A 20150-nucleotide genomic window follows, 5' to 3' on the forward strand; every position below is an offset into this window, starting at 1 on the left:
GGGTGGCGGCGCGCGCGCACCTCTTGTAGGGGCACAGGCCAAAGGTACTGCCACTCAAGACTACGGGATCGACCCAAGTGCTGATTACCCTCTACCAGATCATCGAGATGATCACGAACATCTTCGTGATGCTGATCATCATCCAGTTCGTCATCGGCCTGCTGTTCGCCTTCAACGTGGTGGGCCGCAACGAATTCCTGATGGGCTTTTACGACGCCATCAACCGCCTGCTGGAACCGGTCCTCAGGCCGATCCGCAACCGGATGCCCAATACCGGCTCGATCGATTTCTCGCCGCTGGTGGTGATCATATTGCTGCAGATCATCCTGATCGTCCTGCGCAACATCATCATGTCCGTATGACCGCGGAACGGATCGACGGGAAAGCCTTCGCCGCCAACCTGCGCGAGCGGGTGGGGGACCAGGCCGCGAAGTTCTCTGCCGCTACGGGCCGCAAGGCGGGCCTCGCCGTGGTGCTGGTGGGGGAAGACCCCGCCAGTCAGGTGTATGTCGGCAGCAAGCACAAGGCCACCGTGGCCGCCGGCATGGAAAGCTTCGAACACCGCCTGCCGGCCGGCACCAGCGAAGCCGAATTGCTGGCACTGGTCGAACAGCTGAATGCTGACGATGCGGTGGACGGCATCCTCGTCCAGCTGCCGCTGCCCTATCATCTCGACGATCAGGCCGTGATCGCCGCGATCAGCCCGGATAAGGATGTGGACGGGTTCCATGTCACCAATGCTGGCCGCCTCGCCGTGGGGCAGAGCGGCTTCGTGCCCTGTACGCCGCTTGGCTGCATGATGCTACTGACCGACCGGCTGGGCGACCTGTCCGGTTTCGACGCCGTTGTGATCGGCCGCTCGAACATCGTCGGCAAGCCGATGGCGCAACTGCTGCTCGATGCTAATGCCACCGTCACCATCGCGCATAGCCGCACCAAAGACCTGCCCGCCGTGGTCAAACGCGCCGACATCGTAGTCGCCGCCGTGGGCCGCGCGGAGATGGTCAAGGCAGACTGGCTGAAGGATGGCGCAACCGTGATCGACGTCGGCATCAACCGCCTCCCACCCGCCGAAGGCGCGGAAAAGGGACGCCTGGTGGGCGATGTGGATTATGCCGGGGCCGAAGCGGTCGCTGGAGCAATCACGCCGGTACCGGGCGGTGTCGGGCCGATGACGATCGCCGTGCTTTTGCGGAACACGCTGGTCGCGGCCTACCGTAATGCCGGATTACAGGTGCCGGATAGCCTGTGAGCTGGCGTCTCGCCTTCGCGGCCATCGCAGCCCTGTCTCTCTCCGCCTGTGCAGGCGGTCCGCAGGAGCGCTACGGCCGCTTCATCCAGCCCGTCGCCAATCCGGGCAAGGTCGTGGCGACGGAACTCGCCTTCGCCCGCGCCGCGCAAGACGATGGCCAGTGGACCGCTTTCGCGGATTACGCGGCGGATGATGCGACGATGTTCGTGCCCGAAGCGGTGAATGCGCAGCAATGGCTGAAAGGCCGCGCCGATCCTGCATCCGCAGTCGCCTGGCAGCCGCATCAGATCTGGTCGAGCTGCGACGGCAGCCTCGCGGTGTCGCAGGGCGCGGCGCAGTGGCCCGACGGCAGGAACGGTGAATTCCTCACCGTCTGGCGGCGGCAGCGTGACGGTTCCTATCTCTGGGAAGCCGATATCGGGCAGGATTTGGACGCACCGTTAACAGCGCCCGATTTCGTGTCGACCAAGGTGGCGAACTGTGCCGAACCCGTGCCCGCAGGCCAGCGCATGGCCAGCAGCGAACGCCCGGCGGCAAAAGGCCAGTCTGACGATGGCTCGCTCCAATATCTGATCCACACGATGGACGGCGGAAGCACCGTCACTCTGTTGCTGTGGAATGGCGAATTCGAAGTAACCGGACCAAAGGTGTTCACAGACTGATGCTTGCCCAGCTCTTCGTTTCCGCTTTCATCACTCTGTTCGTGGTGATCGATCCGCCCGGATGCGCGCCCATTTATGCGGGTCTTACCAAGGGCGCGTCGACGGCTGAGCGGCGCAATATGGCTATCCGCGCAGTGTTGATCGCGGCCGTCATCCTTCTGATTTTCGCGCTCTTCGGCGAACAATTGTTGGGCGCGCTCCACATCGACCTCGACAGCTTCCGCATCGCAGGCGGGTTGATGCTGTTCTGGATTGCGTTCGAAATGGTCTTCGAAAAGCGCACTCAGCGCCGCGAGGAGCGGGCCGAGAAGGTTGCAGCCACGCCTGAGGTCGAGGATGTCTCGATTTTCCCGATGGCCATTCCGATGCTCGCCGGTCCCGGCGCGATCGCGGCCATCATGCTGCTCATGAACGAGGCGAGCGATCTGGCCCAGACCTTCACCGTGCTGGGCGCCTTGGCTGGCGTGCTGATCATCACAATGCTCGCCCTTATGGCTGCGGGTCCGATCATGCGTCTGTTCGGAGACAAGGTGGAAGCGGCAATTACCCGCGTGCTGGGCGTCCTGCTCGCTGCGCTGGCTGCCCAATATGTGATCGACGGCCTTCGCGGATCGTTCAATCTCTGACCAACTGACAAGCCCTGGCGCGGATCACTGAAGAGTAACGATCTCGTCACCGTCATCGCGCAGGGCGAAGAACTGCATCAGCTGAACCATCAGCTCGCAGCGTTCAGATAGAGTGTTCGCCTCGAGCAGGGCCTGCTTTGCGGCGCTGTCAAAAGGAGCGATCTGCGCGACCCCGTTGATCAGCGTCTCATCGTCGAGCCGTTCGACCGAATCCCAGTCGACCGAATAGCCCTGCATCGCCGCAAAGCGCTTGGCCTCGAACTCGAAGCCGGCGCGTTCGACACTGGCCAGAACCTCGTTCTGCGGATCCTCTATGAGCTCGGCTTCTACCTGCCGGAAGGCCGTGCTGACTTCCAGTTCGCGCAGGACGCGGAAGCGCGCTTCGCCGTCGAGCACGATGTTATAGCGCCCATCTTCCAGCGCCTCGACATCGTCTATCCGGCCAAGGCAGCCGATCTCGTAAAGCGGGGAGCCGTCGGAGCTGCGCTGCGGCTGCACCATGCCGATCAGGCGATCCTTGGCGAGCGCGCTGCCCACCAGATCGCGATATCGCTGCTCGAAAATATGCAGCGGCAGCTGCAAGCCCGGAAACAGGATTGCTCCAGGCAGCGGGAAGATGGAAAGGCGCTTTGTTTCGCTCATCCGAAGAGCAGCTTCGAGAGGCGGCGGCGCGTCGCCACGACCCAAGGGTCTTCGAGCCCCACCGCGTTGAAGATATCGAGCAGCTTGGTGCGCGCAGCACCCTCGTTCCATTCGCGGTCAGCCTCGACCATCGAAAGCAATTCGTCGGCCGCCGCATCGCGTTGTCCGGCGGCGAAGGCCGCCTCGGCGTAGGCGAGCCGGGCATCCATATTGGCAGGATCGGCGGCAGCCTTCTCGCGCAGCGCGGCAAGTTCGCCATCATCTACCTTATTGCCTGCCAGTTCCAGGGCTGCCTTGGCGTTGTCGATCAGGCTGTCATTGGCGAGCGCCGGATTGGTCTCGATCGCGGCAAGGACGGATTTCGCTTCTTCTACCTGTCCCGCTTGCGTTAATGCCCTGATGAGCCCTGCATGCGCGGCGGCATTGTCGGGCGCCATCTCGGTTACTTGCGCGAAAATGCCGGCAGCCCGAGCAGCATCGCCTTCGGCCAGCACCTGCTCGCCCATGGCGACGAACTGCTCTACCTGCTCTGCGGCCTGGGCCTGCGCACCAGCGGCATCATCGCCGCCTTCAACCGGAAGCTGGGACAGGATCTGGTCGAGGGTCTGCTTGAGCTGCGATTCGCTGCGTGCATTCGTAAGGTCGGCTACTGGCTGACCCTGGAACATGGCGTAGACCGTCGGGATCGACTGGACCTGAAATTGGGCCGCGATGAATTTGTCCTGATCTACATCGACCTTGACCAGCACCACGCCTTTGTCGGCATATTCGCCCGCGACCTTTTCCAGCATCGGGGTGAGCGCCTTGCACGGGCCACACCATTCAGCAAAGAAATCGAGGATGACGAGTTTCGCCATCGACGGTTCGACGACGTCTTTCTTGAACTTCTCGACTGCTTTCTGCTCGTCGATGCTCAAACCCATGCTCGCCACGTAAAACCGCCTTTCGCTATATAAACTGTCACCCGCCCATGTGGGCTTTCCCGAGCGAATGTGAAGGGCAGAAGCCCCTCGCGCAAGCGGAGCGAAAAAAAGCGCATTTTTTTGCTTGCGGGACTCGAGAGCCGTTGCTAGTTGCGCGCCTCCCCACCGGGCCACACGGTTCGGTAGAGCGCCAGTGAGCGGGCGTAGCTCAGGGGTAGAGCACAACCTTGCCAAGGTTGGGGTCGGGCGTTCGAATCGCCTCGCCCGCTCCATTTCCCAGACTGTGAAGACGTAAAGGCTGCCGAAGGCGGCCTTTTGTCGTTTGTCGCACAAATATGTAATTCGTCGCGAGAATGGTTGCGTTCGCATGGATCGCGGCTATGGGGCGCGTTATGTTGTATCACACCGTAACGCTCCGCCGCGCTCTGGGCGCATCCCTGTCACTTTTTGCCCTCAGCTACGCCGCGCCCTCCATGGCGCAGCAGGCCAGCGTGCCGGACGACAGCCCCACTGCCGAGGACGACTTGCACAACCGCCGGATCGGTCCCGACGGCACTATTATCGTGAGCGCCGAAGGGCTGCGCCAATTCGACCTTCTGGCCGGAACTGACGTGATCTCGGGCGAAGAGCTCGATTCCAATATGGATGGCCAGATCGGCGAAGTGCTCGCCCATATCCCCGGTGTGACTGCCACCGGCTTTTCTCCCGGGGCGTCGCGGCCAATCCTGCGCGGCTTCTCTGGCGAACGCGTGAAAGTTCTGGTCGACGGTATCGGTGCGATCGATGTTTCGAACACTTCGGCCGACCATGCCGTATCGATCGACCCGCTGACTGCTGAAAGCATCGAAGTCCTTCGCGGTCCGGCCGTGTTGCTCTATGGCAGCCAGGCAATCGGCGGCGCGGTGAATGTGATCGACAAGCGCATTCCGCGCCGCGTGCCTGCCGAAGATGTGCATGTCGACGCGATGGTGCGCGCCAATACGGTAGCCGACCTGCGCGAAGGCGGGGCTTCGATCGATCTTCCTGTGGGCGGTGGCTTCGTCGTCCACGCCGATGGCCTCTACCGCAAGACCGACGATCTCGAAGTTCCCGGCTATGTGCTGTCCGACAATCTGCGCGCGGACTTGCTGGCCGATGCCGACGAGGAAGAGGAAGAGGGCGAACTCGAAGAGGCAGAAGAACTGCGTGAAGCGGCCAATGCCCGTGGTCGCCTCTTCAACAGCGGCACCGAAACCTGGGCGGCCAATGGCGGCGTCGCCTTTTTCCGGGGCGGATCCAACCTTGGCATATCCGTCGGCGTCTACGACACATTCTATGGCGTACCCATTCTTCCCGGCGCTCACCATCATCACGAGGAAGGCGAAGAAGGAGCCGAGGAAGAGCATGGTGAAGAGGAAGGCGCGGAAACCGTCAACATCGGCTTGCGCCAGTATCGCGCGGACATGCGCGGAGACATTCTGCTGGGGGATGGCTTCTTCCAGCGTCTGAAGATCCGTGCGGGCTACTCCGACTATACCCACACCGAATTCGAAGGTGATGAAGTCGGCACGGTCTTTGACGTCCAGGGTATCGAGGCACGCGCCGAGATCCTTCAGAACCCCGACAATGTGCTGCGCGGTTCCACCGGCGTGCAGCTTTACCTGCGCGATTTTGCGGCGGAAGGCGCGGAAGCCTACGTTGCGCCCAACCGTACCGAGCAGCTGTCGGTCTTCACGCTGCAGGAATACGGCGACGGTCCGCTCCAGCTTGAAGGTGCGCTGCGCTACGAGACCACCGATGTAGATTCCGTCCCGCTCGGCATCGAGCGCGACTTCGACGGAGTATCGGGAGCGATCGGCCTTGCCTACGAACTCACTCCCGCATTCCGTACGGGTGTGAACGTGTCGCGCGTTTCACGTGCTCCCAGTGCAGAAGAGCTTTTCTCCAACGGTCCGCACGTTGCTACGCAGCAATTCGAGGTCGGCGACGTGGATCTCGAGATGGAAAAGGCTTGGGGTGTCGAACTCTTCGCCCGCGGCACTCTCGGTCCGGTCGATCTTTCGCTGGCGGCGTATCGTTCGTGGTTTGATGATTACATCTACCTTAGCGAAACCGGTGAAGAGGAAGACGAGTTGCCGGTGTTTCAGTATCTGCAACAGGGTGCGACCTACACCGGAATCGAAGGCCAGGTCGCCTGGAACTTCATCGATACGCCCGGCTTCGACATGACCGCCGAACTGCGCGGCGAATATCTCGATGCCGAACTGGATGATGGTTTCAACGTGCCGCGCATCCCGCCGCTTAGCCTTGCGGGTGCGCTCGAAGCGGATACGGGCAACATCACCTTGCGCGGTGAAGTTGAATGGTTCGACGATCAGAACGACGTGGCGCCTTTTGAAACGCCGACCGAAGGTTTCACCTTCGTCAACGCTTCGGCAATCTGGCGTCCGCTGCCCAGCGATCCGGCCCTGTCCGTCATTTTCAAGGCCGAGAACATCTTCGATGAACAGGGGCGTCGCCACTCCAGCTTTACCAAAGACTTCGTTCCGCTGGCGGGCCGCAACTTCAGCGTCGCCGTGCGCATGAGCATCTGACGGAAGATCTGGGGGGAGCGCGCGGCGCTCCCCCTTTATCTTTAATTCTCGACTTCGAAGCGCAAGTGCGCATGTTCCCGCAGCCGGTCCACCAGCGCCTCGCCGAGAAAAGAGCCAGGAGTGCCGACGCCTCCTTCCGCGTCGCTATCGAGTAGGGCCATGGCGGTTTCGCCGAGCATACGGCTGGTCGAGCCATAGCCCGGATCGAACTTACCCTTCACGGCGTAGCGCATGGTCTTTCCATCGGGCCATTCTCCGACAAACACCACATCGTAGAAACCGTTTTCGCGCTCTTCCTTCGTCGGGCCTTCGCCTGGCTTGGGCGGCTTGGAGCCGAAGGGATTTTTGACCATCTGGACCAGCGCATCGGCGGCCGCCTTTCCGGCGTCGCCCGGACTGGTCAGCACCATCTCGTCATAGCGAAAATCGGTGCCGTAAGGATGGCCGCGCAGAAAGTTCGTGCGGTGGACATTCTTCGTGTTGATCGCCGCCATGACAAATGGCGCGGCCCACTTGCCGAGATCCTCTTCATAATGCGGCACCATCCCCGATGGTTGATCCGGCCCTTCGAAACCCGGCGTCAGGGCAAAGGGGTCCCGCAAGACACCAACTACGGCGGGATTCTTGACTGCTGCCTTCATCGTGGCACCGAGGCTGGCGGCGGTACCGCCGGAGAACGTCCCCTTCATCGCCCGCACACGGCCCTTCACGCGTGGAGCGGGCGATCCATGGCGCTCCTTCGCCTCCTTCTGGAGCATCAGCACGCCAAGGTCGAACGGAATGGAATCGAAGCCCGATGAAAAGCAGATACGCGCTCCGCTTTCCTGTGCTGCTGCATGATGCTCAGCGATCTTCTCCGCCATCCAGGCCGGTTCTCCGCAGAGGTCGGCATAGTCCGTACCCGTTTTCACGCAGGCTTCGACCAGTGCATCGCCATATAGCTGGTAGGGTCCGACGGTGCTGATGACGACCTTGGCGCGGCGGCACATGGCTTCGAGGCTGGCAGGGTCTTCGGCATCGGCGACGATCATGGGCGTGACAGGTGAAGCGCCGATCTCTGCGCGCACCGCAGCCAATTTGTCTTCGTTTCGCCCAGCCATAGCCCATTTGGGTCCGCTGTCGGACGCGCCGTATTCGCGCACGAAATGTTCCGCCACAAGGCGTCCGGTATAGCCGGTCGCTCCATAAACGATGATGTCGAATTCGCGAGTTTCCACTATATATCTCCCATTCTTATCGGGAGATGTGGCCTCGCCTCGCGATCAAGTCAAAGACGTTGCGGCATTGCCGCTCGGCGTCACAGGCGGGGGAGGGTCACGCCGCGCTGACCCATATATTTGCCCGCCCTGTCCGCATAGGTGACTTCCGGCCGTTCGTTGCCCTGCAGGAAGAGGAACTGGCAGGCCCCTTCATTGGCGTAAATTCTTGCCGGCAAGGGCGTGGTATTGCTGAATTCCAGGGTCACGTGACCTTCCCAGCCCGGTTCGAGGGGGGTGACGTTCACAATAATCCCGCAGCGGGCGTAGGTGCTCTTGCCGAGGCAGATCACGAGTACGTCCTCCGGGATGCGGAAATATTCGACCGTCCGGGCGAGCGCGAAACTGTTCGGCGGGATCACGCAGACATCGGTCTGCCGGTCCACGAAACTGGTCGCGGCAAAGTCCTTGGGGTCGACCACTGCATTGTCGACATTGGTGAAAATCTTGAATTCGTCGGCCACCCGGGCATCGTAGCCAAAGGATGACAGGCCGAAGCTGATCATCCCGTCGCGCCGCTGGCTCTCGACGAAAGGTTCGATCATGTCGCGCGTGGTGGCCGCTTCGCGGATCCATTTGTCGGAGAGAATCGCCATGGATCAGTGATTGACCTTCGCGCCGCCCAACCGCAAGCGCGAGGCACGAATAATCCCCCTCGAATGCCCGACCATCGGATCAGCGGTGCATTTCGGCGATCGTTTGCGTGCTTTTCTCAAGCACGACAAAGCGATCGCAGTCGGGCCGTTTCTCGCGATAGAAAGCGGCAAGTTTGGCAAGATCAGCCCGATAATCTCCAGTCGGCATCAGCGGTTCTCCCATGCCGCCGGTCATGGCGTCATGATTGACCCAGGCAGGAACAATCGGGACACCGGCGGCCATGGCGATGTGGTAGAAACCGCTTCGCCATTCACCTTGCGACGTGCGCGAGCCTTCGGGTGCGATCACGAGCGCGAGTTCATCCGCATCCTCGAATGCTTTCACCACCTGAGAAACGTAATTTGCACGCTGTGAGCGATCGACCGGCACTCCGCCCATGTCGAGCATAAAGTTGGTTGCCGGCCATTTGAAGAGGCTTTTCTTGCCCATGAAGCTGGGGCGAATGCCCAGATCGTCAGCAACCCCGAGAAAAAAGACGAAGTCCCAGTTCGAGGTATGGGGGGCGCCAAGGATGACGAATTTCGTGACATCCGGGCGCGACCCTTCGATTTGCCAGCCTTTCCACCGGTAAAGCAGGACAAGGATGCGTCGCACGAGGCGGCTGAGAAGGGACGGTTTACGATGCATCGGGAACTCCGAGGGGCCGCTTAGCAGGGCCGCCTCGGATTGCGACTGGCAAGGAGGGAGTTACACCCGATCCCGATCGCGCAGTGCGGGATCACCGGAAGGGCGGACAGGAGCAGTCTCATCGCGGCTATCGACGTCACCGTATTCAACGCTCACATTCTGTTCGCGGTACTCTGTGGTTGACCGTTGGTCAGCATCGGAAACTTCGCTCGTCATTTCGCCATACAGGGCTTCATAGTGATTGATCGCCCTGCGCAATTCCTCGGTGGTTGCGTCGCTTGACCGGTCAGCGATTTCATGACCCGCCAGATAGTGTTTTGCGACATCGCCATGATCCACGGTAAGATCTGCATGACGCTTTTCGAAATCCGCCATCGGATAACCGCGCGTGGACATGATGTCGGTCAGCAGGCGGTCGGCGCGGCTAACAGCCTCGACCGGACTGTCGACGAACAGTGCCTTAGTATCCTTCCATTCGCCGGCGAAGCGATCGCGCTCAGAAGCTGAGAGCGGACGGATTTCCAACTTTTTCACGCGTTCTTCGCGCTCGACAAGGTCGGCTTCAGCGCTTCTGCGGCCGCCTTTCGCCTCGAGCGTGCGATCATATTCTTCGCCATAGCGATCACGCAATTCCCTTGTGCGATTTCGCTGGATGAACAGCCATGCAAGCAAGGCCCCCACCAAGAGGACGATGATAATAATGGCGATTGTGACTTCTTGGCCTTCCATGGAACTCTCCTCAGCCCAGCCCAAACCCATGTTATAAAGCTGGAATGTACGGAACGCCGAGAAAGTTCCTTCGCTACATCCTGAATACGCCGAACTGCGGGCTGTCGGGTATCGGAGCTTCGAGTGTCGCAGCAAAAGCAAGCCCCAGGACGTCACGGGTCTGAGCCGGATCGATCACGCCGTCGTCCCACAGGCGGGCGGTGGCGTAATAAGGATTGCCTTCGTCCTCGTATTTCTGGCGGATCGGGGCCTTGAATTCCTCGGCCTGTTCTTCGGACCAACTGTCAGCGTCGCGGTGCACGGTGGCGAGGACCGACGCGGCCTGCTCGCCGCCCATCACCGAGATGCGAGCATTGGGCCACGTGAACAGGAAGCGCGGGGAATATGCTCGGCCGCACATGCCGTAATTGCCTGCGCCAAAGCTTCCGCCGATGACCACGGTAACCTTGGGTACGGTGGCGGTGGCGACCGCGGTCACCAGTTTCGCACCATGCTTGGCAATGCCTTCGGCCTCGTATTTTCCGCCGACCATGAAGCCGGAGATGTTCTGTAGGAACAGCAGCGGAATACGGCGCTGGCAGGCGAGTTCGATGAAGTGCGCGCCCTTCTGTGCGCTTTCGGAAAACAGCACGCCGTTATTGGCGAGGATTGCCACCGGCATACCCCAGATATGCGCGAAGCCGCAGACAAGCGTGCTCCCGTAATGCTGCTTGAACTCGTGGAATTCGCTCCCGTCGACGAGGCGGGCGATGATTTCGTGCACATCGTAGGGCGCGCGGACATCTTCGGGCACAATGGCGTAGAGATCGCCGGCGTCGAATTTCGGCGCGCGCGGTTCCTTAAGCTCGATACCTTTGGCTGCTGCGTAATTGTCGCCGAGGTGGCTAACGATATCGCGCACGATTGTCAGGGCATGCTCGTCATTCTCGGCCAGATGATCGACCACGCCCGATTTCTTGGCGTGAAGATCGCCGCCGCCAAGGTCCTCGGCGCTGATTTCCTCGCCTGTCGCGGCTTTCACCAGCGGAGGCCCGGCGAGGAAGATCGTGCCTTGGTTGCGCACGATTACGGTCTCGTCGGACATGGCGGGCACATAAGCGCCGCCCGCAGTGCAACTGCCCATCACGCAGGCGATTTGCGGGATACCCAGCGCCGACATATTCGCTTGGTTGAAGAAGATCCGCCCGAAATGGTCGCGGTCGGGGAATACCTCGGCCTGATGCGGCAGATTGGCCCCTCCACTATCAACGAGATAGATGCACGGCAGCCGGTTCTCCTGCGCGATTTCCTGCGCACGCAGATGCTTCTTCACCGTCATCGGGTAATAGGTGCCGCCCTTCACCGTGGCATCGTTGCACACGATCATCACCTGACGGCCCGAGACGCGGCCGATACCCGCGATCAACCCCGCGCCGTTGATTGCATCCTTACCGTACATGCCATTGGCGGCGAGCTGGCCGATCTCAAGGAACGGGCTGCCTGGGTCGAGCAAGCGCTCGACACGCTCGCGCGGCAGGAGCTTGCCCCTTCCGACATGCCGTTCCCGGCTGCCTTGGCTGCCGCCCAGCGCTGCCTCTGCAACAGTCGAGCGCAGGTCGGCCGCGAGTGACTTGTTGTGGTCGAACCGCGCCTTGGCGTCAGGAGCCTTGCGGTCGAGCGTGGAGGTAAGAACGGGTGCGGTCATAATTTTGGACTCAGCGTTTTTTCACGAATTCGGCGCGCAGGACGAGGCCCTTGATACCGGGATGTTTGCAGTCGATTTCCTGAGGGTCACCGGTCAGGCGGATCGATTTGATCAGCGTGCCCTGCTTCAGCGTCTGGCCTGCGCCTTTGACCTCAAGATCCTTGATCAGCGTCACCTGGTCGCCATCGGCGAGCAGATTTCCCACTGCGTCGCGGACCTCTATTGTGTCAGCGGCCGCCTGCTTCGCCGCATGTTCGGAAGCGGGCATCCATTCGCCGCTTTCCTCGTCGTAGACATAGTCTTCGTCAGCACTCATCCTGCGGCCCCGATCAGTTCGCGCCCGATCAGCATCCGGCGGATTTCGTTGGTACCTGCGCCAATGTCGAGCAGCTTGGCATCGCGCATGTAGCGTTCGACCGGCCAGTCGAGCGTATAGCCTGCGCCGCCCAGTGCCTGGACGCTCTCTGCGGCCACGCGGAAAGCATTCTCGGATGCGAGCAGGATTGCGCCCGCCGCATCGAACCGCGTGGTTTTCTCAGCATCGCAGCTCTTAGCCACGGCATAGGTATAGGCACGGGCCGATTGCAGCGCGACATACATATCGGCGACCTTGGCCTGCATGAGCTGGAAGCTGCCGATCGGCTTGCCGAACTGGGTCCGCTCGCGAAGGTAAGGGATGACCGTGTCGAGGCAGGCCTGCATCACGCCAAGCTGTATCCCCGACAGAACGACACGCTCGTAATCAAGGCCGCTCATCAGCACGCCCACGCCGCCGTTTTCGGGGCCCATCACGTTTTCTTCCGGAACGAAGCAGTCATCGAATACCAGTTCTGCAGTGGGCGAGCCACGCATGCCTACCTTCTCGATCTTCTGGCCGATGGAGAAACCGTCGAAATCCTTCTCGATCAGGAAAGTGGTAATGCCGCGGCTTGCCGCTTCCGGTGCGGTCTTGGCATATACGACCAAGGTATCGGCATAGGGCGCATTGGTGATCCAGAACTTGGTGCCGTTGAGGACATAACCTCCATCGACCTTCTCGGCCTTGGATTTCATCGACACGACATCCGATCCGGCGCTCGCCTCGCTCATGGCCAGGCTGCCGACATGTTCGCCGCTGATCAGCTTCGGAAGGTATTTGGCCTTTTGAGCATCGTTGCCCCAGCGAGCGATCTGGTTGACGCAGAGGTTGGAATGCGCGCCATAGCTAAGCCCGACAGACGCACTCGCGCGGCTGACTTCCTCTACCGCGATAACGTGCTCGAGATAGCCCAGGCCCAGCCCGCCGTCAGCTTCCGAAACGGTTATGCCGTGCAAGCCCAGTTCGCCCATTGCTGGCCACAAATCGCGCGGGAACCAATCTTCGCGATCGACCTTTTCGGCGAGAGGGGCAATCTGTTCGTCGGCGAAGCGCGAAACGCTGTCACGGATCATCTCGGCACTCTCGCCAAGCTGGAAATCGAAATCGGGGGTCGCGCGCATAGTCTCTCCTTCATGCCTCGCGAAAATTCGTATGCGAGCAGGCCCGTAGCCGAGCAGGGCGCATCGGGCAAACCCCTTCACTCCTGCTTCGGAGAGGTGAAGGTTAAACTCTTTGTCCCGCGCGGAAATTTCGATTAGGGACCGCTCAACAGTGATTTACAAAGACGAGACAATCCTCTGGCCCGAAGGGCGCGATCCCGATCCTGCTTTTTGCGGCGAGGATGACCGCCTTTCCGTACTCGCGTCGTACGGGACAGAAGCGCTTTCTCAAGACCCCGAATTGCAGCAGATCGCGGATTTCGCGGCTAAGCTGTGCAATGTCCCTTATGCATCAGTCACCGTGGTCGAGCGGACCCGTCAGGTTTTTCTCGCGCAGACCGGGCTGAACCGGGATGGCACGCCGCGGTCCGACAGTTTTTGCGCTCACGCGATGTTGCAGCACGAGCCGCTGGTCATCGAAGACGCGACAAAGGACCCCAAATTCTCTGAAAATGGGTTGGTGACGGGGGTGATGGGCCTGCGGTTCTATGCCGGCTTCCCGCTCATCTCCTCGGAAGGGGCTCCTCTAGGGGCTCTCTGCGTAATCGATACCAAGCCGCGGCCAGGTGGTTTGACGGAGTTTCAGACCGAGGGAATGGCGGTTCTCGCCCGCTCGACGATGCGGCGCATGTCCCAACTGCGGCTTGGTCAATCGGCGATCGCGGCTGTGGAACGGCGCGAGGCCGACTTGCGCGACATGATCGACAGCGTGCCGGGAATAGCGTGGACGAGCGATGGGGAAGGAAACTTCACTTATGTGAACGCGCGCTGGAAAGAGGTAACCGGTCTCGACGCTCCGACGCGCGTCGGGGATTGCCGGGCGGCTCTGCATCCTGAAGATCAGGATCGGGCTCTCGAGCGCTTGCGTACAGCGCTGAGCGGGCAAAACCTGTTCGAAGACGAGTGGCGTATGAGACTGGCTGATGGCGAATATCGCTGGGTGCAGGCGCGTGCGGTCCCTGTCGCCCGTGAAGATCACGAGGTCCGGTGGTTCGGAACCATCATCGATATCGACCGCGCCTATCGTCTTTCGGAAGCGCGCGATCTGCTGGCGAACGAGCTATCGCACCGGATCAAGAATATTTTCGCGGTGGTCTCGGGACTTATCGCGCTTCGATCTCGCGGCATGCCCGAGGTCAAAGAGTTCGCTGACGATCTCAATTCCGCTATTCGGGCTTTGGGCACGGCGCATGACTATGTCCGCCCCGGTGACGGCCGCGGGGCAGACAAGCTACAAGGCTTGCTGACGGATCTGCTTGCTCCTTACGAGGGCGGAAAAGGCGAGCGTGTGCTCATTTCCGGCGACGATGTGGATATCGGCGCGCGGGCCGCGACCCCGCTTGCGCTGATCTTCCACGAGCTGGCGACCAATGCGGCGAAATACGGAGCTTTGTCGATCGAGGATGGCAAAGTCTCGATCGAGATCAAGCTGCCCTGCGGCGACGCCGACGAGGTCTGCGTTTTCTGGCGTGAATCTTCCACGAGCACCCAAAATGGCGACAGCGAATCCAGAGAAGGCTTCGGTTCGCGCATGTTGCGTATGGCGATAGAAGGCCAGCTGCGCGGCAGTTTCTCCCGATCGTTTTCCGAGGAGGGACTGGATGTGCAGATCGCGTTCCCTCTTTCGTCGCTCGGAACTTGAACCCGCTCTCGCCAAGCGGCCGCTGTTTTTCTATGGCGGCATTCCATGCCGAAAGGAGGCCGGTTTGCGCGGCAACTCAGACAATCTGTTCGTGATGGTCGCCATCCTCGCGGGCCTGTCCGCAGCCTCCTGCACTCCCGCGCAGGACGATCCGATGGCAGAGGTTGAGAGTGAGGCGACGCCTGCAGAACCCGACGCCGGTAATGACTCTTCGAACGGGCCGCCGACATTCGCGGACACTGCCTGGCGCAGTGTTTCCGAAGACGGCGCGCGTTACACCACCATGCTCGATCGCGATGGGACCTATCGCGATCTTCGCAATGGCGATCCTTGGCAACAGGGTAGCTGGACCTACGCCGAAGTGGATAATCGCAAGGAGCTGTGCTTCTTGCCCGACGCCGAAAACGGAGTTGAACGGTGTTGGACGCCTGGCCGTATGGAAGATGGCACCTTAATCGCTACCGGTCCCGGGGAGCGCCGGATCGAACTGCAGCGTGTCGATTATCAGTCGCCGAAAGTCGGCGAAGCCGATGAGGCTGAAGAGAGCGAAGAGCAGTGACCGCAGCCCCTCCAGAAGCGCTGGTCTTCGAGGGGATCGTCAAAAATTACGGCTCAACAATTGCAGTCGCGGATGTAACGGTCACTATTATGCGCGGCGAATTTGTCGCGCTTGTCGGTGCCAGTGGATCAGGCAAGTCGACGCTCCTGAAAACGGTAAATCGTCTTGTCGATCCTACGTCGGGCACGGTTCTCTTTGCAGGGGAACACGTAACGGCCAAACCGATGCCCGCCCTTCGCCGGCGCGTCGGCTATGTGTTCCAGTCGATCGGGCTCTTTCCTCACATGACGGTGGCAGAGAACATCGCCATCGGACCGCGGCTGGCTGGCGAAAAGCTTCGACGCGATCGGATCGAGGAACTGCTAGCTCTCGTTGAACTCGATGCCGCGTTAGTCAAAAGAATGCCCGATGCCCTGTCCGGCGGGCAGCGCCAGCGTGTCGGTGTTGCCCGCGCCCTTGCCGCCGGGCCTGAACTGCTGCTGATGGACGAACCTTTTGGTGCGCTCGATCCTGTCACCCGCGATGCGCTGGGTGAGAGGGTGCGGGCTCTTCACGAAGATCTTGGTCTCACGACAGTAATGGTCACCCATGACATGGCCGAAGCCTTGCTGCTGGCAGATCGGGTTCTGGTGATGGACAAGGGGCGGGTCGTGGCAGACGAGACCCCGAAAGCGCTCGTGGCAGGTGAAGGCGGTGAGGTCGCACAGGAACTTGTCGCAGTCCCACGTCATCAGGCCACTCGCTTGGCAGAGCTTGCACGATGAACGACCTCTGGAATGCAATTCTTGGATTGCAGGATCAACTCTCCGCGCACGTTCTTCTGTCGGCCTCCGCGATTGCGCTGGGGATCACGGTGGCCTTGCCGCTGGCCGTATGGGCCAGTCGCTCCGAGCGGGTAGCTCGGATCTCGCTCGCCTTCGCCAGTCTGGTGCAGACTATCCCTGCGCTAGCACTGCTGGCGCTGTTCTTCCCCGTTCTGCTCAGCCTGAGGGCGGTTTTCGGGAACGGCTTGCCGACATTGGGCTTTCTGCCCGCGCTGCTTGCGCTCACCCTCTATGCACTACTCCCGATCCTACGGAACGCCGTGACGGCTCAGGCCAATTTGGACCCCGGTGTGATCGAAGCTGCTGAGGGCGTCGGCATGACACTTCGCCAGCGTCTCCTCCTAGTGGAAGCTCCGCTCGCCGCGCCCTACATCATGGCCGGCATTCGCACCGCCGCCGTGTGGACGATCGGGGCCGCGACGCTCGCCACCACGATCGGGCAGAAGAGCCTCGGCGATCCTATCTTCGCCGGGCTCCAGACGCAGAACTGGGTGTTAGTTCTGGCAGGCTGTTTGGTCAGTGCGGCGCTCGCCATGCTTGCGGATACTCTGCTGGGCATAATCGAGCGCGGCTTCCGCGAGCGGCGCCGGGCCCTGTCTGTCGGGGGGCTGGTGGCCGTCGCGCTTGGCGTGGTGGCAGCGCTTTTCGCGCAATTCGGCGGTAATGAAGACGAGCGTATCGTCATCGGGGCCAAGAGTTTCTCGGAGCAATATGTGCTCGCGCGGCTCATTGGCCAGCGCCTTGAAGCAAGCGGGTTCGAGGTCGAGTATCGCGACGGGCTCGGTTCGGCCATTGCCCATAGCGCGGCGGCGACAGGACGGGTGGATATATACGTCGATTATACCGGCACCATTTGGGCCAACCAGATGAAGCGGGAAGACAACCTTCCCCGCGAGGCGATGTATGATGAAATTGTGCAGTGGGAAGAGGCCAATACCGGCATGCGCGTGCTGGGCCGGCTTGGCTTCGAGAACGCGTACGGGCTGGCTGTCACCCAAGACACCGCACGCTCAAGGTCGCTTAATTCTATCGCAGATCTTGCGCGAGTGGCTCCGCAAATGACGGTTGGCGGCGATCCCGAGTTTTTCGAACGACCCGAATGGATTGCAGTTCGAGATGCCTACGGCCTGCGGTTTGGCGAGCAGCGCAATTTTTCCCCGACCTTCATGTATAACGCCCTGCGATCAGGCGAGGCGGATGTGATCGGCGCCTATACCTCGGACGGGCGGATCGAGGCGGACAAGCTGACGGTCCTGGCCGATCCGGAAGGCGCTTTCCCGAATTACGATGCCGTGCTGTTGCTAAGTCCGGAAGCGGGAAAGAACGAAGCTGTCGTTTCGGCGCTTCAGCCCCTGATCGGCGCGATCGATGTTGGCGCGATGCGCGCGGCGAACTATTCGGTCGACCGCGAGGAGGACAAGCTTTCGTTCAACGAGGCCGCACGCCTTCTGGCACAGCGCGCGGGCCTCTAGGTCCAAGCTTCTATCAGCGGGCCTTGGTCCAGGTCTGCGTCTTGCAGAACGGGCCAATACAGCCTTTCACTTCCAGCGTGTTGGCATTCACGCGGCGGATGGTCGAACGGTAGGTCTTGCCGCTCTTAGGATCGTAGATCTCGCCGCGCCAGTCGTCCCCATCGTCCGTGAAGCCTGTGAGGATCGGCATGCCCAGCAGCTTGCGATCGCGCAGCTTGGGATTCTTGTTCCTGGTGTCCCGCTGGTCGAGCCCTTGCGGCGGCGTGACGACGAACTTGGAAATGCGGCCGCAGACGGTCTTGCCGCAATCGCCGATGGTGACCACGGCGTTACGCTCCTCGGTCAGCCATTTGCCATCGACTGGCTGAGCGGCGAGCAGGGGAGAGGCGGCGACGAGCGCGGCGAATGCGAGTGCTTTCTTCATCTGATGTCCTTGCATGAGTGCATGATGCGGGGTTGTGAGAGGGGATGGATGAACCTTAGCCGAAGCCGGCTCCGCGCGGCGCATTGCGCGGCGTGAGCGCCATAACTTTAAAAAGGTCACCCATGTGGGCGGGGGCGACGAGGCGGTCGTGGGCCTCGGAAATGGCCTTGGCGTGGGCGGGGCTTTTGCTGCTAAGTGACTGAGCGCGCAGGCCAATTCCCATGGCGGTGAGCCAGGACCCTTGGGCGGCGGTGGCGACGGCAAGGCCTTCCCGGGCCGCGACCTTTGCCAGCGTGGCAAAATCGACATGGGCGGTGAGATCCATGTCGCCCGGCGCATCGAACAGGCCGACCTTTTCGTGGCGCCGGATCGCCTGCATGGTCTCCCCGGTACGGGCTTCCAGATAGCCATAATCGATGAACAAGGCCGCGCCGCCCTGAACGTCGATCCGCTGCGCGATCCCGGCCACCGTTGCCGCTGCGCCGGGGCAGGTCTCGATTACCGTGCCGACCGGCTGGCTGCGCTGTTGGGCCGGAACGGCATCGTCCATCGGACTGGGCCCGGCGGCAAAGACGAAACCGTCCCCGTCGAGCGCCACCATCCGTTCGCGCCAGCCCTTATCGGTCATCACGAGTTGCCGGATCGGCAGCGCATCGAGAAATTCGTTGGCGACGATATAGAGCGGGCGGTCTTCGGGCAGAGTGTCGATCGTATCGTGGAACTGCGGCGCCCCGAGCGCGGCCGCCTGCGCGCCGCGCAGCGCGTCGGAGCCTTCGACCAGATGCACCGGCGGGTTGAGGCCCGTACTCGCCATGGCGCGCAGCGCGTCGCGGGCCAGCGTCCCCCGCCCGGGGCCGAGTTCGACATAGGCGGCATCGGGCCTACCGGAACGGCTCCACAGATCGGCCAGCCACAGCCCCACCATTTCGCCGAACATCTGGCTGATTTCGGGCGCAGTGGTGAAATCCCCCTGCGCCCCCAGCGGATCGCGGCTGGTATAATACCGCGCGTTGCTTTCGCCCATGTAACGCGACACGGGCATCGGGCCGTGCCGCTCGATCAGCCGGCGAAAGGTGGCCGCCAGATCGGTCGGCTGGATGCCGCCCGTCATGCAGTCCGGGGCTGGGAAGCCGGTTTTCCTGCGCTGCTCACCGGAGACCTGACCAGCGCATAGATCAGCACCGCGATACCCACCGCGATCATCGGCAGCGACAGCCACTGGCCGCGCGACAGCCCGGTTTCGGTCACGACATAGGCAAGATACGCATCCGGTTCGCGGAAGAATTCGTTGACGAAGCGGCCGACGCCCATGCCGATGGTGAAGATCGCCACCAGCAGGCCGGGGCGATAGCGGGCGCGGGTTTTCCAGAACAGCGCGAGCAGGAGAATGCCGAGCAGCAGCCCTTCGAGCCCCGCCTGGTACAGCTGGCTGGGATGCCGCGCGACATCGCCGCCGCCGGGGAACACCATCGCCCAGGGAACATCGCCTTCCACCGGACGGCCATACAGTTCGCCATTGATGAAATTGGCGATGCGGCCGAGCATGTAGCCGATGGGGACGTTGACCGCGACATAGTCGCACACGCGGAGCCAGTTCAGCCCGCCGCGCCAGGCGACCCAGCTGATCGCTACCAGCACGCCTATCACGCCGCCATGGAAGCTCATCCCGCCGTTCCACAGCTGGAACAGTTCGACGCCGCCGAACAGTTCGGGCTGATAGAAGGCAGCATAGCCGAGCCGTCCGCCAAGGATCACGCCCAAAGTGCCGTAGAAGAACAGATCGTCTGCATGACGCTGCGCCAGCGGGGCGCCGGGCGCCTTGATCATCTTCGACAGATGCCAATAGGCGAACAGGATGCCGAACAGATACGCCAGCGAATAGTAACGGAGCTGGAAACTGCCGATTTCGAACAGATAGGGCCGAAGTCCAAGCTCCGCCCACTGGATCGGTTCGTGTGCAGCCGCAGTCGCGGCCAGTAGTGACAGCAAGGTTTTATCCCCTTAGAGAATATCGCGAAGGCCGACACGCGCGACCCGTTTCGGATGCGGCTTTTGGCATAGCAGGCCTTTTGGGGAAAGC

The 20150-nt window shown here is 61.5% G+C and carries 21 protein-coding genes and 1 tRNA gene; 10 read left to right on the top strand and 12 right to left on the bottom strand.

From position 1 onward, the window contains the following. Positions 1 to 77 precede the first annotated feature (77 nt). The 4 genes from K3175_RS06055 to K3175_RS06070 are packed head-to-tail and all read left to right on the top strand — an operon-like array spanning position 78 to position 2540. Positions 78 to 362 carry a YggT family protein gene (locus K3175_RS06055; protein ID WP_224812551.1) on the top strand — a complete coding sequence of 95 codons (285 nt, stop codon included), beginning with the start codon at positions 78 to 80 and terminating at the stop codon, positions 360 to 362. Further along, a complete protein-coding gene (folD, locus tag K3175_RS06060) occupies positions 359 to 1252 on the top strand; it encodes a bifunctional methylenetetrahydrofolate dehydrogenase/methenyltetrahydrofolate cyclohydrolase FolD (protein WP_221542502.1) in 894 nt (297 codons plus the stop codon). Before K3175_RS06055 ends, folD begins: the two co-directional genes overlap by 4 nt. Then, positions 1249 to 1914: a hypothetical protein gene (locus tag K3175_RS06065; protein WP_221542503.1), complete on the top strand. Its 666-nt coding sequence runs from the start codon at positions 1249 to 1251 to the stop codon at positions 1912 to 1914. The genes folD and K3175_RS06065 overlap by 4 nt, the downstream gene beginning before the upstream one ends. Further along, positions 1914 to 2540: a MarC family protein gene (locus K3175_RS06070; protein WP_221542504.1), complete on the top strand. Its 627-nt coding sequence runs from the start codon at positions 1914 to 1916 to the stop codon at positions 2538 to 2540. The genes K3175_RS06065 and K3175_RS06070 overlap by 1 nt, the downstream gene beginning before the upstream one ends. 24 nt (positions 2541 to 2564) lie before the next feature. Here the strand turns inward: K3175_RS06070 and K3175_RS06075 are convergent, their stop codons facing one another. Both K3175_RS06075 and K3175_RS06080 read right to left on the bottom strand, forming a co-directional pair. Next, positions 2565 to 3182: an LON peptidase substrate-binding domain-containing protein gene (locus tag K3175_RS06075; protein ID WP_221542505.1), complete on the bottom strand. Its 618-nt coding sequence runs from the start codon at positions 3180 to 3182 to the stop codon at positions 2565 to 2567. Next, positions 3179 to 4105, bottom strand: coding sequence for a tetratricopeptide repeat protein (locus tag K3175_RS06080; RefSeq protein WP_221542506.1), 927 nt, complete (start codon positions 4103 to 4105; stop codon positions 3179 to 3181). Before K3175_RS06080 ends, K3175_RS06075 begins: the two co-directional genes overlap by 4 nt. Positions 4106 to 4302: 197 nt before the next feature. Between K3175_RS06080 and K3175_RS06085 the strand changes: the two genes are divergently transcribed. Both K3175_RS06085 and K3175_RS06090 read left to right on the top strand, forming a co-directional pair. After that, positions 4303 to 4377: transfer RNA gene (locus K3175_RS06085), tRNA-Gly, on the top strand. 81 nt (positions 4378 to 4458) lie between these two features. After that, positions 4459 to 6678: a TonB-dependent receptor gene (locus tag K3175_RS06090; protein ID WP_247710757.1), complete on the top strand. Its 2220-nt coding sequence runs from the start codon at positions 4459 to 4461 to the stop codon at positions 6676 to 6678. 41 nt (positions 6679 to 6719) lie between these two features. On the opposite strand, the gene K3175_RS06095 is transcribed toward K3175_RS06090, so the two are convergent. The 7 genes from K3175_RS06095 to K3175_RS06125 all read right to left on the bottom strand — a co-directional run bounded on the left by K3175_RS06095 (position 6720) and on the right by K3175_RS06125 (position 13110). After that, entirely contained in the window at positions 6720 to 7895 is a 1176-nt protein-coding gene (locus K3175_RS06095; protein WP_221542507.1) for a saccharopine dehydrogenase family protein, read from the bottom strand. Positions 7896 to 7975: 80 nt separating this feature from the next. Continuing rightward, complete coding sequence (dcd, locus tag K3175_RS06100; protein ID WP_221542508.1) at positions 7976 to 8530, bottom strand: dCTP deaminase; 555 nt, start codon at positions 8528 to 8530, stop codon at positions 7976 to 7978. A gap of 79 nt (positions 8531 to 8609) precedes the next feature. After that, on the bottom strand, positions 8610 to 9218 hold the full coding sequence (locus K3175_RS06105) for a lysophospholipid acyltransferase family protein (RefSeq protein WP_221542509.1): 609 nt from the start codon (positions 9216 to 9218) through the stop codon (positions 8610 to 8612). Between the two features lie 60 nt (positions 9219 to 9278). Then, positions 9279 to 9947 (bottom strand): hypothetical protein, encoded by a 669-nt coding sequence (locus K3175_RS06110; RefSeq protein WP_221542510.1) that lies wholly within the window; start codon positions 9945 to 9947, stop codon positions 9279 to 9281. A gap of 73 nt (positions 9948 to 10020) precedes the next feature. After that, a complete protein-coding gene (locus K3175_RS06115) occupies positions 10021 to 11631 on the bottom strand; it encodes a carboxyl transferase domain-containing protein (protein WP_221542511.1) in 1611 nt (536 codons plus the stop codon). 10 nt (positions 11632 to 11641) lie between these two features. Further along, a complete protein-coding gene (locus tag K3175_RS06120; protein ID WP_221542512.1) occupies positions 11642 to 11947 on the bottom strand; it encodes an alkylphosphonate utilization protein in 306 nt (101 codons plus the stop codon). Further along, positions 11944 to 13110 (bottom strand): isovaleryl-CoA dehydrogenase, encoded by a 1167-nt coding sequence (locus tag K3175_RS06125; RefSeq protein WP_221542513.1) that lies wholly within the window; start codon positions 13108 to 13110, stop codon positions 11944 to 11946. The genes K3175_RS06120 and K3175_RS06125 overlap by 4 nt, the downstream gene beginning before the upstream one ends. A 151-nt stretch (positions 13111 to 13261) precedes the next feature. On the opposite strand from K3175_RS06125, the gene K3175_RS06130 reads away from it, so the two are divergent. The 4 genes from K3175_RS06130 to K3175_RS06145 all read left to right on the top strand — a co-directional run bounded on the left by K3175_RS06130 (position 13262) and on the right by K3175_RS06145 (position 17646). After that, positions 13262 to 14791 (top strand): PAS domain-containing protein, encoded by a 1530-nt coding sequence (locus K3175_RS06130; protein ID WP_345719327.1) that lies wholly within the window; start codon positions 13262 to 13264, stop codon positions 14789 to 14791. Between the two features lie 64 nt (positions 14792 to 14855). Beyond that, the gene (locus tag K3175_RS06135) at positions 14856 to 15350 is read left to right on the top strand and encodes a hypothetical protein (RefSeq protein WP_221542514.1); all 495 of its coding nucleotides are present in this window, start codon (positions 14856 to 14858) and stop codon (positions 15348 to 15350) included. Then, the gene (locus K3175_RS06140) at positions 15347 to 16114 is read left to right on the top strand and encodes an ATP-binding cassette domain-containing protein (protein ID WP_221542515.1); all 768 of its coding nucleotides are present in this window, start codon (positions 15347 to 15349) and stop codon (positions 16112 to 16114) included. Before K3175_RS06135 ends, K3175_RS06140 begins: the two co-directional genes overlap by 4 nt. Then, positions 16111 to 17646 carry an ABC transporter permease/substrate-binding protein gene (locus tag K3175_RS06145; protein WP_221542516.1) on the top strand — a complete coding sequence of 512 codons (1536 nt, stop codon included), beginning with the start codon at positions 16111 to 16113 and terminating at the stop codon, positions 17644 to 17646. The genes K3175_RS06140 and K3175_RS06145 overlap by 4 nt, the downstream gene beginning before the upstream one ends. A 13-nt stretch (positions 17647 to 17659) precedes the next feature. Here K3175_RS06145 and K3175_RS06150 read toward each other — a convergent pair whose 3' ends face one another. Genes K3175_RS06150 through lgt form a run of 3 tightly spaced genes read right to left on the bottom strand, consistent with a single transcriptional unit; the run spans position 17660 to position 20059 of the window. After that, the gene (locus K3175_RS06150; RefSeq protein WP_221542517.1) at positions 17660 to 18070 is read right to left on the bottom strand and encodes a DUF2147 domain-containing protein; all 411 of its coding nucleotides are present in this window, start codon (positions 18068 to 18070) and stop codon (positions 17660 to 17662) included. Positions 18071 to 18125: 55 nt separating this feature from the next. Beyond that, positions 18126 to 19181 (bottom strand): class I SAM-dependent methyltransferase, encoded by a 1056-nt coding sequence (locus K3175_RS06155; RefSeq protein WP_221542518.1) that lies wholly within the window; start codon positions 19179 to 19181, stop codon positions 18126 to 18128. Further along, positions 19178 to 20059 (bottom strand): prolipoprotein diacylglyceryl transferase, encoded by an 882-nt coding sequence (lgt, locus tag K3175_RS06160; protein WP_221542519.1) that lies wholly within the window; start codon positions 20057 to 20059, stop codon positions 19178 to 19180. The genes K3175_RS06155 and lgt overlap by 4 nt, the downstream gene beginning before the upstream one ends. Between the last annotated feature and the right edge of the window lie 91 nt (positions 20060 to 20150).

This window comes from Qipengyuania aestuarii (assembly GCF_019711535.1).
Classification (GTDB): Bacteria; Pseudomonadota; Alphaproteobacteria; order Sphingomonadales; family Sphingomonadaceae; genus Qipengyuania; species Qipengyuania aestuarii.